The 18,428-nt window shown below is 68.3% G+C and carries 2 protein-coding genes; both read left to right on the top strand.

Annotated elements, in window-relative coordinates; all coding sequences use genetic code 11:
- The first annotated feature begins 43 nt into the window (after nt 1–43).
- Nucleotides 44–16,972, top strand: a complete 16,929-nt coding sequence (locus tag B9A15_RS15185; RefSeq protein ID WP_084411255.1) for a hybrid non-ribosomal peptide synthetase/type I polyketide synthase — start codon at nt 44–46, stop codon at nt 16,970–16,972.
- Entirely contained in the window at nt 16,969–18,372 is a 1,404-nt protein-coding gene (locus B9A15_RS15180) for a condensation domain-containing protein (RefSeq protein ID WP_084411253.1), read from the top strand. The genes B9A15_RS15185 and B9A15_RS15180 overlap by 4 nt, the downstream gene beginning before the upstream one ends.
- Nucleotides 18,373–18,428: the final 56 nt, after the last annotated feature.

Here is an 18,428-nt window from a genome sequence, read left to right as displayed (position 1 = left end):
CAGTCGGCGCCTTCGACCAGAATTTGAGGACAGGAAGCGCGCGGTGACGAAACCTTCCGATAGCGATCTCCTCCAGCTTCTCTCCCGCGCCCGCAAGCGCATCGAGACGCTGGAAGCCGGCGCGACTATGCGCGAGCCGATCGCGGTCATCGGATTGGCCTGCCGCCTGCCGGGCGCGCCGGACGCCTCGACCTTCTTCGACAATCTATTGAACGGCGTCGACGGCGTCGGTCCCTTGAGCGACGGGCGTTGGGACGCCGATGCGCTGGTCTCGAAGGGCGAAGCGCCGGAATTGGGTCGCATGCGCACGCGCGACGGCGGCTTTCTGAAGGATATCAAAGCTTTCGACGCCGCCTTTTTCGGCATTTCCGGCCGCGAGGCCGAATTCATGGACCCCCAGCAGCGGCTTCTTCTCGAAACCGCCTGGCACGGTCTGGAAGATGCCGGGCTTCTGCCGACAAGCCTTGCGGGAAGCGATACCGGCGTCTTCATCGGCATATCCAGCGCCGATTACGGCTTTCGCCAGGCCGGCACCGATACGGCGCGCGAGGCCTGGGCCGGCACCGGCAACGCCCTGTCGATCGCGGCGAACCGGCTGTCCTATGTTCTCAATCTCAACGGGCCGAGCCTCGCGGTGGACACCGCCTGCTCCTCCTCCCTCGTCGCGATTCACCAGGCGGTGCGCTCCTTGCGCCTCGGCGAATGCGGGCTCGCCCTTGTCGGCGGCGTCAATGTTCTTCTCAATCCGGACGTCTCGATCGCCTTTTCCCAGGCCGGGATGCTATCGCCGACCGGCCGGTGCCGCACATTCGATGCCGGCGCCGACGGTTATGTCCGCGCCGAGGGCGTCGGCATCGTCATCCTCAAGCGTCTGAAGGACGCGGTGCGCGACGGCGATGCGATCCGCGCCGTGATCGCCGGCTCGGCCGTCAATCAGGACGGGCGTGGCAACGGGCTGACCGCCCCGAGCGGCCCGGCCCAGCAGGCGGTGGTGCGCGCCGCCCTTCGCGATGCGGGGATCGGCGCCGGCGATCTCGCCTATGTGGAGGCCCACGGCACGGGCACGCCACTCGGCGATCCGATCGAGATCAACAATCTCGCCAAGGTCATGGACGGCCGCGAGGGTGATCCGGTCCTCGTCGGCGCCACCAAGGCCGCGATCGGCCACACGGAGGCGGCCGCCGGGATCGCCGGCCTCATCAAGACCGTGCTTGCGATGGAAGCCGGCGTCATTCCTGGCCAACCCCATCTCACCGATCTCAATCCCCGCCTCAAGGACGCCGCGACGCGCTTTGCCGTGCCTGTGCGAAAGACCACTCCCTGGCCCGAGACGCGCGATCATGCCGGCGTCAGCGCCTTCGGTTTCGGCGGCACCAATGCCCATGTGGTGCTGCGCCGACATAAGGGCGCCGACGCCCCTTTTGCCGCAACAGAAGACGCCCCGTCCCGCGCGATCTTGACCCTCTCGGCCCGCAGCCAGGCGTCGCTCAAAGCCCTTGCGGGCCATGTGGCGGCCAATCCCCCCAGCGATCCCGTTGAATTTGCGACAAGCCTCGCCGCCCGGCGCATGACCCATGCCCACCGGCTGGCGCTACCCGTGACGCGCGATGGAACGGACCAAGTCGCGCCCGCGCTTGCCGCTTGGGCGAAGGGCGAAGCGAGCCGGGCCGTGGCTGGCGAGCGCATGGGCCACCGCCCGCCGCGCCTCGTCTTCGCCTATGGTGGCCAGGGCTCCCAGGCCCTCGGCATGGGGCGCGGCCTCTACGAAGGCGACCCGGCCTTCCGCGACGCCTTCGATCGCATCGCCGGTCTCCTTGCCAAAGAGCACGATCTGCCGCTCGCCGAGATCGTCCTCGGCACGGAGGCCAAGCGCCTCACCCGAACCGAAAACGCCCAGCCGGCGATCGTCGCCCTCGAACTCGCGCTGACCGAAGCCTTGGCGGCGCGTGGCATCCGGCCCGATATGGTGATGGGCTACAGCCTAGGGGAATATGCCGCCGCATCCGTCGCCGGCGCCCTTTCGCCGGATCAGATGATCGGCCTCGTCGCCCAGCGTGGCCGGCTCTTCGGCTCGTTGCCGGAAGGCGGGGCGATGCTTTCCTTGCGGGCAGGGGAAGACTTCGTCGGCCCGGCGCTCGCCGAGATCGGCGGCGAGCTTTCCATCGCCGCCCGCCTGTCGAAGGAAGCGCTGGTCGTCTCCGGCGAGGCGGGCGCGATCGACCGCCTCTTCCGCAAAGCGTCCGATCAGAAGATCGCGGCCAAGCGGCTCCCCGTCTCCCACGCCTTCCATTCGGCCCGTCTCGACCCGATCCTGCCCGATCTCGCCGCGCTTTGCGGCTCGGCGGACATGCGCCCCCTCGCTCTGCCGCTTGTCTCCAATCTCGGCGGGCGCGTCATCGCGCCCGGCACGCCTCTTTCGCCCGATCACTGGACGACCCATAGCCGCGAGACGGTGGACTTCCTGCGCTCCATCGAGACGCTTGCCGAAGACCCGACGACCGTCATCCTGGAGATCGGGCCCAATATGACGCTGACGGCGCTCGGGCGTGCCATCGGCGCCCTGACGCCGGAGCGCTTTGTTGCGACCCTTACGGGGCGCGGTGACGAGATGGAGGCTCTTGATGCCGCATTGGCGCGGCTCGCGGCGCTCGGACACGACCCGGACCGGGCGGTGATGCCGAAAGGACGCCTGCCGGGCTCGGCCCTGCCGCTCTATCCCTTCGAGCGCACGGAATATTGGATCGAGCCAGCGCGCCCGACCACCTCGGTCGAGGCGCGGGCCTTATCGCCCGCATCGCCCTCCGCCGCGTCGCCCTCGACCCCATCGCCTCCCAACCCGTCTATCGCCAATATCGATCGGATCTTCGCCGCCCTTCCCGCTTCGAACGATGCGGAGGATGAGATCGGCCAGATTTTCTCCGACCAGATCGATCTCGTCCGGCGCACGATCGCAAGCCAGCTCGCGGCGATCGAGCAATTGTCCGGCGAAACACCGAAGCCGCCGAAACCCGGCGCATCCGCGCCGTCCCCGATCGCAGAGCCCCCCGCCATCGCCGCCGTAGCGGGATCGACGCTCGCGGCCCTTCCCGCGACCTCGGCCGATGCTCTCGCCAAACTGCCCATGCGGCCGGCCGCCGAACTCGTCTGGCTTCTCGCCCAGAAGAGCGACGACGCCTCGCGCGCCTATCACATTCCGGTCTGCCTCGATCTCGACGGCCCGCTCGATCCCGCCCATCTTGAGGCCGCTTTCACCGCGCTTCACGCCCGTCACGAGGCGCTCAGGGCCTGCTTTCCGGTTCCGGGCGAAATGCATGTGCGGCCGCTCGACGGTTACCGGCCCGACTTCCGCCTGGTGGACGGCACAGGCTGGACTCAGGCCGAGGAGGCGGATTTTGCCGAAACGCTGGGCGAGGAGCTGTTCGACCTCGCCGAAGGGCGCCTCATCCGCCTGACGCTCGTCAAGCGCGGCGAGACGCGCTGGCTTCTCGCGCTCGAAGCCCATCACCTCATCGTCGACGGCCTGTCGATGAACTGTCTGATGGGGGAGCTCGCCGAACTCACCAATGCCGCGCGCGATGGCCACCCCGCAAATCTTTCGCCCGCAACGCCCTATCGCCTCTGGCTCGCCCGTCATCTCGCTCTGCCGCAAAGCGAGGAGGCCGAGGCGCGGCGCGGCTATTGGCGCGAGCGGCTCGGCCAGGGTGCGCCTATGCTCGCTCTTGCCACCGACACCCCGCGCGGCGGGGACAAGAGCTATCGCGGCGAGGCCGCCTTGCGGCTCCTGGATCAAAGCGAGGCGAAGGCGCTTGGACAGGCGGCCCGCTCACTCGGGCTGACGCCCTTCATGCTGCTCCACGCGCTTCTGGCTCTTGCCCTGGGTCGCTTCGCCGGCCAAAGCGAAGTGGCGATCGCGACCCCCACCGCCGGCCGGACCACCGAGATGAACGGCCCGCTGGTCGGCTATTGCTCGGACATCATCTTCTCGCTCACCGCGATCGACGGCTCGGAAAGCCTCGAAGCCTATTGCCTGCGCGCTCGCAAGGCCCTGCTCGCCGATCTCGCCCAGGCCGACTGGTCCTTCGCCTGGATCGCGGAGGATCTGAAGGCGCAAGGCAAGACCCTGCCGCTCCAGACCGTCTTCAACTACCAGTCCGCCTATGTCTCGGCGCCCTTCGATGGGCTGGCCGTCTCTTTGCGCCCGCGCCCCTTACGCCATCTCGACGGCGAGCTTACCCTCAATGCGGTCGAGATCGAGAGCGGCCTCCTTCTCGAACTGAATTACTACGCCGATCTCTATGAAGCACCGAGCGCGCAAGGGCTTCTGGACGCCTATGCAACCATCGTGCGGGCGGTCGCGAACGGCGCGCGGGGTCCGATCGGCGCACTTCCACTTGTCGACGAGGCGATGAGCGAAAGGCTCGAACATCTCGGCCAAGGCCCGAAAACGGAAGCCCCCGCGGCTGCCCCCGCGCGAATGATCGAGCGCATCGCGGCCGAACAGCCCGACACAATCGCCATCCGGGCCGGCGCCGAAACGCTCACCTATCGTGCCCTTGACCGGCGCGCCAATGCGCTCGCCCATCGCCTCATCGAAGCCGGCCTTTCCCGCGAAGGCCTCGTCGGCATTCACCTCTCCCGCTCGATCGAACTCGTCGTCGCCCAGCTCGCAGTCTCCAAGGCCGGCGGCGCCTTCGTCATGCTCGATCGCCGCCAACCGCCGGAGCGCCGCCGCCGGATCGTCGAGCAGGCGGGCATCGCCCTTGTCATCGGCGAGGCGGGCGATCTCGGCGATTGTCCCGGGATTTGCTTCCTCGACGATGCGACCAGCCGAGACGAAGCCGAAACAGGCCCCGACATCGCGGTCTTGCCAGATCAGCTGATGGCGGTGATCTTCACGTCGGGCTCCACGGGCGAGCCGAAGGGCGTCATGATCGAGCATGGCTCGGTCGCCAATTACGTTTCATGGCTTTCCGGCGAACTCGGTGTCGGCCCGGCCGACCGCATCCTGCAATTTGCCTCGCCCGGCTTCGATGCGAGCCTCGAAGAGATCTACACCGCGCTGACCTCCGGCGCCGGCTTGACGCTTCGAGACGAGGCCCTGCCGGTCGATGCGCGCGCCTTCTTCGCCGATCTCGACGCCAAAAAGATCACCATCCTCGATCTTCCCACCGCCTTCTGGCACACGCTGATGGCGGACGAGGCGGCGCTCTCCTACGTCCCTCGGAGCCTTCGCCATGTGATCCTCGGCGGCGAGGCGGCAAAGTCCGGCGCCGTCGCAAGCTGGATCGAGCGCGCCCCGAAAACGATCGGCCTGTGGAACACCTATGGCCCGACCGAGACGACCATCGTCTCGACCGCCGCCCGGCTCGACAGGCTCGACAAGCTTGGCGAGGGTCCGGTCCCGATCGGAACGCCGGTCGCCAACACCCGCGCCCTCGTTCTCGACGACGCGCTGAACCCCGTCCCGCCGGGCGCGGTGGGCACGCTGTTCATCGGCGGAGCGGGCGTTGCGCGCGGCTATCTCGGCCGGCCCGATCTGACCGAGACGGCGTTCGTCGAAATCCCTCACGAGGCGGGCCGCTTCTACCGGACGGGCGATCTCGTGCGCTGGCGCCCCGACGGCCTCCTCGACTATCGCGGACGAGCCGACGACCAGATCAAGCTGCGCAGCTTCCGCATCGAGACCGGCGAGATCGAGAAGGCTTTGGAGTCGCTCGCGCCGATCGCGCAAGCCGCCGTGATCGCCGAGGAGGTCTCGGGCACTCTGCGCCTCGCGGCCTATGTCGTCGCCAAGCCCGGCGCGTCGATCGACCGGGCGGCCTTGCGCGCGCACCTTCTTCAAAAACTTCCCGATTACATGGTGCCTCAGGCCTTCATCGCCGTTGCGCATCTGCCGCTCAGCGTGAATGGCAAGGTCGACCGGCGCGCTCTGCCCGCCATCGACTGGCCGGCGGAGCTTGCCGCAGCAGCCAGCGATGCGCCGAGAACAAGTCCTGAGCCGAGCCCTGAACCGGCCGCGGCGCGCTTGACGGATACCGAAAGCCTCATCGCCGAGATCTGGGGCGAGGTTCTGGGCCTTGCGCCGGCTAACCTTTCGGCCGGCGCCGACTTCTTCGCCGTCGGCGGCGACTCGCTTCTTGCCATGCGCGTGCTGACGCGGCTCGGCGAGCGGACCGTCGGCCTTTCGCCCCGCGATCTCTTGCGCGCCACCCGCCTCGGCGATCTCGCCCGGCTGATCGACGGGCGCGGCGCGGCGCCCTCCGTCAAGCACCCTGCCCCGATCGCGATCCCGCGCGTCGATCGCAGCCAACTTCTGCCGCTCGGTCCCGGCCAGCGGCGGCTCTGGTTCCTCGATCAGCTCGACGCGACGGGGAGCGCCTATATCCTCCCCTCGCGGATCGATCTCGAAGGCCGGCTCGACGAGCAACGCCTGCGCGCCGCCCTTTCGGCGCTCGTTGCACGCCATGAAAGCCTGCGCACCCGTTTCGTGGATGAGGACGGCGAGCCCTTCGTCACCATCGACGCGCCGAGCGAACCGCCCCTCCATGTCGTCGATCTGTCGAGCGATCCGAACCCCGAAGCCGCGCTCGCCGCAGCCCTTCCCGCCGCCCTGAAACCCTTCGCGATCCATGGCGGCCCGCTCCTGCGCGCAACGCTCTTCCGCATCGCACCGACGCGGCACGTCCTTCTTCTGACCGCCCATCACGCGATCACGGATGGCTGGTCGATGGCGATCATCGCCCGCGATTTCGCGGCGGCCTATGGGGCGGGCGCAAAGGCCGGACCGCTTTGCGGCCTTGCCCCTCTCGATTGCGGCTATGTGGATTATGCGTCCGTCATCGCGGCGGCGCGCAGAGAGCTGGACGAGGCCCCGCTCCAGGCCTTTTGGCGCGCCAAGCTCGCCGATCTTCCCGAACTCCTCGAACTGCCCATCGACCGCCCGCGCTCGGACACGCCAGACGGGCGCGGCCGGGTCCATCGTTTCGCGCTTTCGCAAAGCCAGACGGGCCGCCTTCATGCGGTCGCTCGCAGCCTCGGGGTGACGCCCTTCGCGGTGCTTTTCTCGGCCTATGGGCTCCTCCTTGCGCGTCTCTCCGGCCAGGGTGCTTTCGCCATCGGCACGGTGACGGCGGGCCGCACCCTGCCGGGGGCCGAGGATATCGTCGGCTTCTTCGCCGATACGCTCGCTCTGCGCTTCGACGTCTCGGAGATCGCCGATTTCGGCGCGCTCTGCCGGCGATCGGGCGAGGAGCTGATCGAGGCCATTGCCCATTCGGCGCTCCCCTTCGAGGCGATCGTCGAGGACATCGTCACCGACCGGTCCGGCGCCTATAGCCCGATCTTCCAGGCCCTCTTCGTCTGGCAGAACACGCCCGCTCCCGTCCATGAGGCCGATGGCCTGACCATTCGAAGCGAGCGGCTCGACAAGGGCGCGACCCAATTCGACCTCGTCCTCGACATGACCGAGACGCCGTCCGGTATCGAGGCGATGCTGGAATATCGCACCGAGCTGTTCGAGCCGGAGACGGCGGCGCGGATCGCCGATGGCTTCCGCAAGCTTCTCGACGAAGCGCTCGCCGATCCGCAAGCGCCGCTCGCCGCCATCGGCGCCGCGAGCGATGCCGCACATCTTCCCATGGATGATATCCCCGAGATCGCCGATCGCCGGGTCGATGCCGTGATGGACGACTGGGTGACGAAGAGGCCGGAGGGGATCGCGGTCCGCTTCGAGGCCGAGGGTGGAGAGATCACCGAACTCACCTGGGCGGAACTCGGCGCCCGCGCCGAGGCCCTGGCTTTATGGCTGCAAGGCCAGGGGATTGGCGAGGGCGACCGTGTCGCGATTTGCGCCGAGCGCTCGCCGGACCTTATCGCCGCGCTCTATGGGGTGATGAAAGCGGGCGCGGCCTATGTGCCCTTCGATCCCGCCGCCCCAGCCGAGCGCCAGCGCGCGCTGCTCGAAGCCTCTCAGGCCAAGCTCCTCATCACGGAACCCGCGCTTCAGCCGCTCTTCGGCGAAACGCGCATCCCCATTCGCCTCCTCGGCGACCCGGTTCCAGCCGCATCACAGCCGTTGAAGCCGGCTAATGATCCCGGCGCGCCGATCTATGTGATCTTCACCTCCGGCACGACGGGCACGCCCAAGGGCGTCGTCGTGCCCCATCGCGGCGTCGCCAATATGGCCCTCGGCATGGGGCGGCGCCTCGGCGCCCGGCCGGATGACAGCCTTCTTCAATTCGCGCCGCTCAATTTCGACGCCTCGGCGCTGCAGCTCTTCGTGCCGATGCTGGCCGGCGGAACGGCCGTGCTTCATCATCAGCCCGGCCGGCTCGGCGCCAAGGACTTCATGGATCTGGCAAACCGCCACGGCCTCACCATGCTCGACCTGCCGGCGGCTCTCTGGCGGCGCTGGGTCGACACCATGAGCGAGGAGGGCCTGCGGATGGCGCCCTCCATCCGCATCTTCCTCACCGGCGGCGAGGCGCTGTCGCCGCGCACCATGCGGCGCTGGTCGGCGCTCTGCGACAGGCCCGTCACCTTCCTCTCCTCCTACGGCCCGACCGAGGCCTCGATCACCGCCACCGCCTATGTCAGCGACAGCGCGGCGATGGCGGATATCGCCGACCTGGCGCCCGATCTCGGCGAACCCCTGCCCAATGTCGCCATCCATGTGCTCGATCTCTTCGGGGCGCCGGCCGCTCACGGCATTGCCGGCGAGATCGCCATTGGCGGGCCGGGTGTCGCCATCGGCTATCTCGGCGACGAAGCCCGCACCAAAGCCGCCTTCGTCACGCGTCAAGGCCTCGGGCGCGTCTATCTGACCGGCGACTATGGCCGCGTGACCCCCGACGGACGGTTCGAATTCCTCGGGCGGCGCGACGCCCAGATCAAGATCCGCGGCTTCCGCATCGAGCCCGCCGAGGTCGAGAGCGCGATGCTCGCCGTGCCGGGCGTTGAGGCGGCTCTCGTCACGCTCCAGAAGACGGCCGATGGCCGCCGGCTTCTCGTCGCCTATGCCGTCGGCAATGAGCAAACGGGCAAGGATGCGCTCTCGGCCGCGCTCCGGGCGCATCTCGCCGCGAGCCTCCCCGAACACATGGTCCCGGCCGCCATCCTCGTTCTCGATGCGCTGCCGCTTCTGCCGAACGGCAAGATCGATCGCCGCGCTTTGCCCGAGGTCCCGGTGGCGAGCCTCGGCGAACGCCCCTATGAAGCCCCGCAGACCCCGACGGAACAGGCGCTGGCCGATCTCTGGGCCAACCTCCTGTCCCTGGAGAGGGTCGGTCGGGGCGATAATTTCTTCGAGCTCGGCGGCGACTCGATCCTCAGCCTCCAGCTTGCCTCCAAAGCCCGGCGCGCCGGCATCGCCTTCGAGGTGCGCGACGTCTTTCGGGCCCAGACCCTGTCGGCGCTCGCAAGCCTTGCCAAGAACGCCGAGACCGCGACGTCGCCGCTTCTGGCCGCCCTCGAGGCCGGACGGGCCCGGGCGCCGGGCGAAGCGCTCACCCTCGACCATGTGCCGCTCGCCAGCGTGACGAGCGCCGAACTCGAGCGGCTCGAAGCCGAGGCGGGCGACATCGAGACCGTGCTCGATGCCACGTTCGGCCAGGCGGGTATGCTCTTCCATTCGCTGCTCGCCCCCGAAAGCGGCAGCTTCCTCATTCAGACGCGGATCGACTTCACCTCCGATCTCGACGTCCACGCGCTGAAGGGCGCGATCGGCGATCTCGTGACGCGCCGTCCGGTGCTGCGCACGAGCTTTCGCTGGGAGGACCGGGAGGCCCCGCTTCAGATCGTCCATCGCGGCGCCGATCTCGCTTGGCAAGACACCGACATTACGGGCGAAGCGGACGAGGCAGCGGCTCTCGATCGGATCGCGGCGAGCGATCTGAAAACGCCGCTCGATCTTGCCCGAGCGCCCCTGATGCGCCTGACGCTGGTTCGACGGCGCGCGGGTTACACGCTTTTCTGGCTGAAGCATCACGCCGTCGTCGATGGCTGGAGCATGCCGCTTCTCTATGACGACCTCCTCGCCGCCTATGCCGCGCGGCTGACAGGCCGCAAACCGGACTTGGCCCCGGCGCCCGGCTTCGAGCGCTATGTCGCCTGGCTGCGGGATTTCGACATCGAGGCGGCTCGAGCCCATTGGGCGGGCGAGCTGGCCGGGTTCGATGCCCCGACCGACATCCCCCTCGGCAAGGGCGCGGACGCCGAAACCGGCGCTATCGCGCGGGCGGAAACGCTTCTGGGCCGATCCGTCTTCGAAAGGCTTTCCGCCAAGGCCCGGGTCGAGCGCGTCACCCTCGGCACTCTCGTTCTCGGCGCCTTCACCGTCCTCCTGTCACGCTATTGCGGCACCGACGACGTCCTCACCAATGTCACTGTCTCCGGACGGCCGCATGATCTCGACGGCGGCGAGGCGATCGTCGGCATGTTCCTCAACGCCCTGCCGATGCGCGCCGAGGTGAGCGAGGCGGCCGAACTCTGGCCGTTCCTGCGTGCGCTTCAGGAGCGTCAGGCGTCGAACGAGGCGCATGGCCATCTAGGCCTGCCCGATCTCCAGCGCTTCACCGGCGTTGCGCCCGGAGAGCGCCTGTCGGAGACCCTCGTCGTCGTTCAGAACACGCCGCTCGGCGAGGCGATGGCCGCCGGCCATGGCGCCGGCCGTGCCGGCCTCTCCGGCCTCGTCACCCGCATCGAAGGCCTTCAGAAGACAAGCGCGCCGCTGACGCTTTTCGCCGAAGGGCGCGGCGACGCGCTCTCGCTTGCGCTGCAATATGATGCGGGGCGCTTCGAGGCGGGCGAGATCGAGCCCCTCGTCGCAAGGCTCGCACGGCTCCTGGGCCAAATGACGGAGGCCGAGCATCTCGGCGATCTGCGCCTCCTGGACGAGGCCGAGGAAGCTGCCCTGTTGAAGCGCTCGGCGGGGCCGGCCATGCCGCTCCCCGAGGCGGGCTCGCTGATTGCGCTCTTCGAGACGCAAGCGCGCCGCACCCCCGAAGCCATCGCCCTGTTCGACGAGAAGCGCCGCGTCACCTTCGGCGAACTCGATCGCATGGCCACCGCCATCGGCCATGCGATCGTCGCCCGAGGCGTTGCGCCAGGGGCCGTCGTCGCGCTCCATGCCGGCCGCTCCATCGAGGCGACCGCCGCCCTGCTCGCCATCATGAAAGCCGGCGCGGCCTTCCTCGCCCTCGATCCGACCTATCCCCCGTCGCGGCTCGCCGCGATGCTGGAGGATTCCGGCGCAGCGCTGCTTCTGACGATCGACGAGCCCGAGGCGAGCGTGTCAGTCGCCGCGCCCGCGCGCCTTTCGATCGAAGAGGCCCTGGCCCATGACGGTTCGGGCCGGCTGCCGGGCGCCGATATCCTCACGCCGGAAAGCCTTGCCTATCTCATCTATACCTCCGGCTCGACGGGCCGGCCGAAGGGCGTGCGCGCCCTTCATCGCGGGGCGCTCAACCGCTTTGCCTGGATGTGGCGCGAAATGCCCTTCGAGCCGGGCGAGGTGATGGTCCAGAAGACCGCTCTCGGCTTCGTCGATTGCATTTGGGAGATCTTCGGCCCGCTTCTGAAGGGCGTGCCCTCGCTGGTTCTCGACGAGGCGAGCGTGCGCGACGTGCCGCGCTTCATCGACGCGCTCGCCCGCCACAAGGTCAGCCGGCTCGTCCTGGTGCCGACGCTTCTGAGGGCGATGCTCGACCTCGAACCTGATCTTTCAGCGCGGCTGCCGCATCTTGCCCATGTGGTCTCGTCGGGCGAAGCGCTGCCCGCCGATCTGGTGCGCGCCTTCCGCAAGGCCGCCCCCGGCCGCCGCCTCGTCAATCTCTACGGCTCGTCGGAAGTCGCCGGCGACGTGACCTGGTACGACACCGCCGAGATGGCGGAGGCAACGCTCAAGCCGGCCTCGCTCGGACGCCCGATCGACAATTCGGCCGTCTATCTCCTCGACGCCGCCCATCGACCCGTGCCCGACGGCCTGCCGGGCGAACTCTGGATCGGCGGCGCCAATCTCGCCGAGGGCTATCATGGCCAGCCGGACCTTTCGGTCGAAGCTTTCGCGGCGAACCCGTTCGGCGATGGGGCGCTCTTCCGCAGCCGCGACTGGGGCCGCCGCGAGCCGGACGGCACCATCACCTTCCTCGGCCGCCAGGACGGGCAGGTGAAGATCCGCGGCATGAGGGTCGATCTCGCCGAGGTCGAAGCCGCGATCGCCGATCTCGACGGCATCGAGCGAGCGGTCGTACTTTCCCGGCCGGGCCAGGGCGGGCGCCCCGCCATCGTCGCCTGGACGGTTGGTTCACTCGAGCCCGACGCAACTCTACAAAGCCTCGAACGGGTTCTGCCGCGCCATATGCTGCCGAGCGCGATCATGCGGCTCGATGCGATCCCGCTCCTGCCCAATGGCAAGGTGGACCGGCGCGCTCTGGCCGATCCGTATCGCAGCGAAATGCGGACCGGAGGGGATATCACCCCTCTGGAAACACGGACCGAACAAGCCATTGCCGCGATCTGGGCCGGCGTACTCGGCCTTCCCATCGAGGAGATCGGGCGCGGCCAGAACTATTTCCAGCTCGGCGGGGATTCGATCTCGGCGATCCAGGTCGCGACCCGTGCGAGCGCATCGGGCCTTTCGGTCACGGTGCGCGATCTCTTCGAGACCCCCGACCTGAAAAGCCTCGCCGCCCGCGCCGATGCGGCACGCACAAAGGTAGAGCCGGTCGCGCTCGGCGCCGGCTTCCCGCTTATCGATCCGTCCGACTGGCGGTCCTTCTCGAAGATGCTGGGCGGCTCACTGACCGACGAGGCCGTGCGCGCCGCCATCGGCAAGCTCGTCATTGCCCACCCGCCTCTTGCCGCCCGGATCGTTCCTGCAGCGAAGGGGCCGATGCTGGTGGAGGCGCCTGTCGCCGCACGAGGCGAAGGGGATGGCACTCCGATCTTCACGAACGCCATCGAGACCGTCGACGGCAAGCCCCGCTTGACGCTCGCCGGCCATCCGCTCCTGATCGATGCCGGAGGCTGGGCCACGATCCTTTCCGATCTCGGGCGCATCCTCGAAGGCCGGGAGCCGAGACGCGCGGGCTCGGTTCGTCTTGCCTCGCCATCCGCCGCGCATGAGCCGGGCGCCCTCGCTCCCCTCCATAAGGCAAGCCGCGTTCCGGTCGCCCGGAGCCTCTTTGCGACCGCCGCCAGGACTTTGCGCGCGACACCGGACGACCTGATGGCGGCCGCCGCCATGCGCGCCTTCGAAGGCACGGCTTATGACGGCGCGATCGGCTGGATCATGCCCGGGCGCGGCAGCGGTTTCGGCGATACGGGCGAGCACATTCTGCCCCTTCCCTCCGCCTCCGGCGATCCGCTCGGCGATCTTCGCGCCGCCAAGATCGCCCTCAGGGGCGTTGCCGACGAGAGCCCGCACAAGGTGAGCGCGCCGCGTCTCACTTTGCGCCTCGTCGCCGCTGACCAAGGCGCGGATGGCTGGCACGGATCGGCGCCGGTGGCATCGGTCTTCGAGGGCAGCGAAGCCCATATGGAAGTGCTGCCGACGCCGGACGGTCTCGGCCTCGCCCTCCATGGAATGCCCGAGGGCGCGGCCGAGATGCTGCAGATCATCGGCCTCGCCTTCACCGATATCGGCCTTCGCGCCCGCCGCTTCGACCCTTCGCTCTGGGTCGAGGCCGATTTCCCCCTCGCCGATCTGAAGCTTGGGGCGGCCACGCGCCTCGCCGAGCGCTATCCAGACCTCGAGACCGTCCAGGCCGTGACGCCCGGCCAGTCAGGCATGATCGTCCACACGCTCGCCGAGCCGGAAAGCGCGGTCTATGGGCTCCATACGGTGATCGCGCTGAACGGGACCTTCGACCGCGAAGCGCTCGAAGAGGCCTTCGCCGGGCTCTTCTCCCGCCATTCCATTCTGCGGACGAGCTTCGACTGGAGCCTCGGCGACCAGCCGCTCCAGATCGTTCACCGGCAAGTGGATTTGCCGCTCACGGTTCTCGACTGGCGACACCTGGACGCGGCAACCTATGAGAGGGACCTCGAAACCCTCATCGCCGCCGATCGCGACCGGCCGATCGATTTGTCGGCGGCACCCGCCATGCGTGCGACCCTCGTCATGAGACCCAGCGGCGGCGCGGACCTTCTCTGGGCCGTCCACCACGCCATTGTCGACGGCTGGTCGCTCTCGCTCCTCCTGCGCGATCTCGTCGCCCGTTATGACGCGCGTCTCGGCCTCGGCAGCACTGAGCTTCCCGAAGCGCCGGCCTTCGCCGACCATATCGGCTGGCTCAAAAGCCGCGATCACGAGGCGGCAAAGGCCCATTGGAGGGAAGAGCTCGGCGATCTTTCGACCGGAACCGACCTCGTCATCGGCCGGGGCGTTCCGGCCGAGAGCGGCCGCTATGCAAGCCGGCGCTTCGGCATCGAGGCCGAGGCGCTGACCCCCCTTCTCGCCCGCGCGCGGCAGGCCGGCATCACCACCGCGACCCTCATTCAAGCGGCCTGGGCGACGCTTCTTGCCCGCTACAACCAGGCGGACGAACAGGTCTTCGCTGTGACCGTGTCCGGCCGGGCAAGCGAGCTTGCCGGCATTGAGGATGCCGTCGGCCCCTTCGTCAACGTCCTGCCCTTGCGCCTTGAGACCCGCGACACGGCGAAGCTCTCGGATTGGCTGCCGACGATCCAGGCCCGCCATGCGAAGAACGATGGTCACAATCATCTGTCCCTTGCCGACATTCAGGCCTTGAGCGCCCTGCCGCCCGGCGAGCGCCTCTGCGATTCCATGCTGGTCGTCCAGAATTTTCCGATGGACGAGCGCCTGATCGCAGGCTCCGATCGCGGGAGCGGCAGCCTGTCCGACGCGATCGAGGCGATCGACGGCCATCAGACCACGAGCTATGCCCTGACGCTCTTTGCCGTCCCGCAAGGGGACCGGCTGGAGATCGATGTGGTCTATGACGAGGGCCGCTTCGACGATGAGACGATCGAGAGCCTGGCCGCCCATCTCGGCGAGGTTTTTTCCTCCATGGCGCGCGCCGAAACGATCGGGGAGATCGACATTCTGCGCCCCGACGAGGCCGAGACGCTTCTGTCCCTCGGCGAGGGTCCCGATCGGCCCCTCCCGAAGGTCGCGAGCGTCCTCGAACTCTTCGAGGAGAGGGCCGACGAGATGCCCGAGGCCCCGGCGCTCTTCGATGCGAGCGGCACGACGACCTATGGCGAGTTGGAGATCGGCGGCAATATGCTGGCCGCCCGGCTGATCGAGCGTGGCCTCGGCCGGGGTTCGATCGTCGCGATCCATATGGAACGCTCGCCTTTGATGGTCGTCGCGCTTCTCGGCGTCATGAAGGCCGGCGCCGCCTGGCTGCCGCTCGATCCCTCCTATCCGCCCGAGCGGCTCGCCATGATGGTCGAAGATTCCGGCGCCGCCCTCATCCTTCATGACGAGCGCCCGCTGGCCTTTTCCTCCGCCGCCCCCAGGCTCGACGTCTTCGAGACCCTGGCCTCGGCGAGCCTTGCGGACCGCCCGGCCTCGCCGCTCGCGCCGGAGGATCTCGCTTATCTCATCTACACCTCTGGCTCGACCGGACGGCCGAAGGGCGTGCGCGCGCTCCATCGCGGGCTTATCGCCCGTCTCGACTGGAGCTGGCGCACCTTCCCTTATGGCGCGGACGAGGTGGCGGTGATGAAGACCGCGCTTCCCTTCGTCGATTCGGTCGCCGAGATCTTCGGCCCCCTCGCCCAAGGCGTTCCAATAGCCCTCGTCCCGGTCGACGAAGTGGCCGATACGGACCGGCTCACCGCGATCATGGAACGCTACGGGGTGACCTGGATCGTCCTCGTCCCCTCGCTTCTGAAGGCCCTTCTCGACTGGCCGCAGACGATCTCACAGCGTCTGAAGGCGCTGCGCACCGTCATCGTCAGCGGCGAGGCGCTGACGGCCGAACTCGTCGGTGCTTTCCGGTCGGTGTTCCCGACTGTGCGGCTCGTGAATTTCTACGGCTCCTCCGAAGTCGCCGGCGACGTCACCGCCTTCGACACGGCAAAGATGACGGTCGACGATCCGGCCGCCCCGGTGCCGATCGGTCGCCCGATCGACCGGAACGCCGTCTATATTCTCGATCGCCGGATGAAACCGATGCCGATGGGCATGCCGGGCGAACTCTATGTGGGCGGCGCCAATCTCGCCGATGGCTATCACGAGCGGCCGGATCTGACGTCCGAATCCTTCCTCGCCGCGCCCTTCGCGCAAACGCGCCTCTTCCGCACCAAGGACTGGGCGCGCTGGAACGCAAACGCCGAGGCCGAATTCCTTGGCCGCCAGGACGGGCAGATCAAGATCCGTGGCATGCGGGTCGAGATCGGCGAAGTGGAAGCGGTGCTGCGCAGCCTGAGCGGTGTCGAGAACGGCGTCGTCAGGGCCGTTCGCGGCGCCGATGGCGGGCTTGCCCTTGCCGCCTATTGGGCCGGCCCGGCAAGCACCGAGGCCTTGCGCGAGGGACTGTCCCGCAAGCTCGCCGGCCATATGGTGCCGCGCCATTTCGTATCGCTCGACGCCCTGCCGCTTCTGCCGAACGGCAAGATCGACCGGCGCTCCCTGCCCGATCCGCGTCTTGCCCCGCGCGAGGCCCAAAGCGGCCCGGATGCCTTGGAGCGCCCCGCCGGCTTCATCGAGGAGACGCTTCTGCCGATCTTCGCAAAGGTTCTGGACCTGTCGCCGGCCGAGATCTCGGTGACCGACGACATCTTCGCGCTCGGCGGTCACTCGCTCGCCGCCGCTCGGGCCCTGGCGGAGATCGCCGAGACGATCGGCGTCACCTTGCGCCTGCGCCAAGTCTTCGAAGCCTCGGATTTGCGGTCGCTGGCCGCCCTCGTCGAGGCCGAGCTTCTTCAGGGTCTGTCGCCGCAAGAGCTTTCGGCGCTCATCGAGGAGGTCCGGCGCGAAGGCGTCGGCATCAAGGCCGCATGACGAACCCATCCCTGCCAGAGACCTTCACGAAACTGTCGCCCGGCCTGCGCGACGCGGTGCTGCGAAAGCTGGTCGAGCGCCGCAAGCGCCTCGATTCCGGTCCAGCGCTGCGCTTGCGCGTGGCGGACCGCTCGCGCCCCGTCCCGGCATCGCTCGAGCAAGAGGGTTTTCTCGATCTTCAGGAGCGCTATTCAGGCCGGCTCGCCTGGACGATCGCGGCTCCGCCCATCCTTCTCGACGACGTCGATCCTTCGAGAGTTCGCCAAGCGGTCGAACAGCTTCAGCGGGATCATGACGTTCTCCACGCGACCTTCCATCGCGGCCGCCATGGATGGGAGATGGCGCTCGATCCCAATCGCCCCGCGCCCTTCGCCATCACCAAGATCCCTTTCACGGCGGCCCTTGCCGGCGCCGAGGCCTTCGTGCGCCGGCGCTATGACGCGCTTGTCGCCGAACCCTTTGCGCCGGAGACCGGGCCGCTCTGGCGGGCGGAGCTCGCGATGCGGGGACGCAAGGGCGTCCTTCTTCTCACCTTTTGCAGCCTTCTCGTCGACGGGGACGCGCTTTATGGCCTGAAACAGCGGCTGGAAGCGCTTTTGGCGCCAGAGGCCGGATCGCGCGCGATGCCGGAAGCCCATCGCTTCGACTATGCCGACTATGCCGCGACGCAGCACGCGCTTTTGCGCGAGGGCGCCTTCGATAGCGCTCTAGAGGCCTGCGAGAGCCTGCTGGATGGCGGCCCACCCGCCCATTGGCGGGACGGCCGGGCCCCGATCGGCCCCTCGCGCCTCCACGAACAGCATCTATGCGAAGAGACCGGCCGGGCGCTCGACGCCTATGCGGGCCGTCATCACACGACGCCGCCGGTCGTTCTCCTCACCGAATATCTGAACACGCTCAAGGCGCTCGACGGCGGCGACGATCTCTGGGTGAGTCTTGCCTCGGCGCCGCGCGATCTGCCGGGAACCGAGACGATGATCGGGACCTTCGCCCGCCAGACCCTTTTCAGGCTTGCCTGGAGCGAGACGACCGACATGCTCCCCAATGTCCACGCCCGGATGGCGACAAGCCTCGACGCCGCCCCTCTCCCCCAGACCCTCGTCCGGGCAATGCTGGAGCGAACCTATCCGAACGCTGCGTCAGCCTATCGTTATATCTTCAACCACCGCGTGGTCGGCACCGAACCTGCCGAGGACAAACCTGCCCACGATATCGTCTATCGCACAGGCCCCAAACGCGGCGACGGAGAGCGCGAGGAAGACATCCTCTTCATGGTGCTTCAATCCGGCCGGACGCGCACCCTCCACTGGTATCTCCGCGCCGACCGCTTCGTCCCGGCGCAAGCGGAGGACCTCCTCCGCCTGTTCCACACGCGCCTGATGCGGCGTATCATGGCGTAAGGAAGGGCTCCAAGCGGCGGATGGGCCGGGCTAAACCCTGAAGAGCCGTCAGGCCA

The sequence above is a fragment of the Fulvimarina manganoxydans genome, assembly GCF_900176465.1.
GTDB classification, from domain to species: Bacteria; Pseudomonadota; Alphaproteobacteria; order Rhizobiales; family Rhizobiaceae; genus Fulvimarina; species Fulvimarina manganoxydans.
The sequence above is the reverse complement of the archived record's forward strand: the minus strand, read 5'-3'. Positions and strand labels throughout refer to the sequence as shown.

Bases quoted from the DNA above. Each gene is read 5' to 3' on its own strand.
- B9A15_RS15180 (WP_084411253.1), top strand. From the start codon at position 16,969: ATGACGAACCCATCCCTGCCAGAGACCTTCACGAAACTGTCGCCCGGC.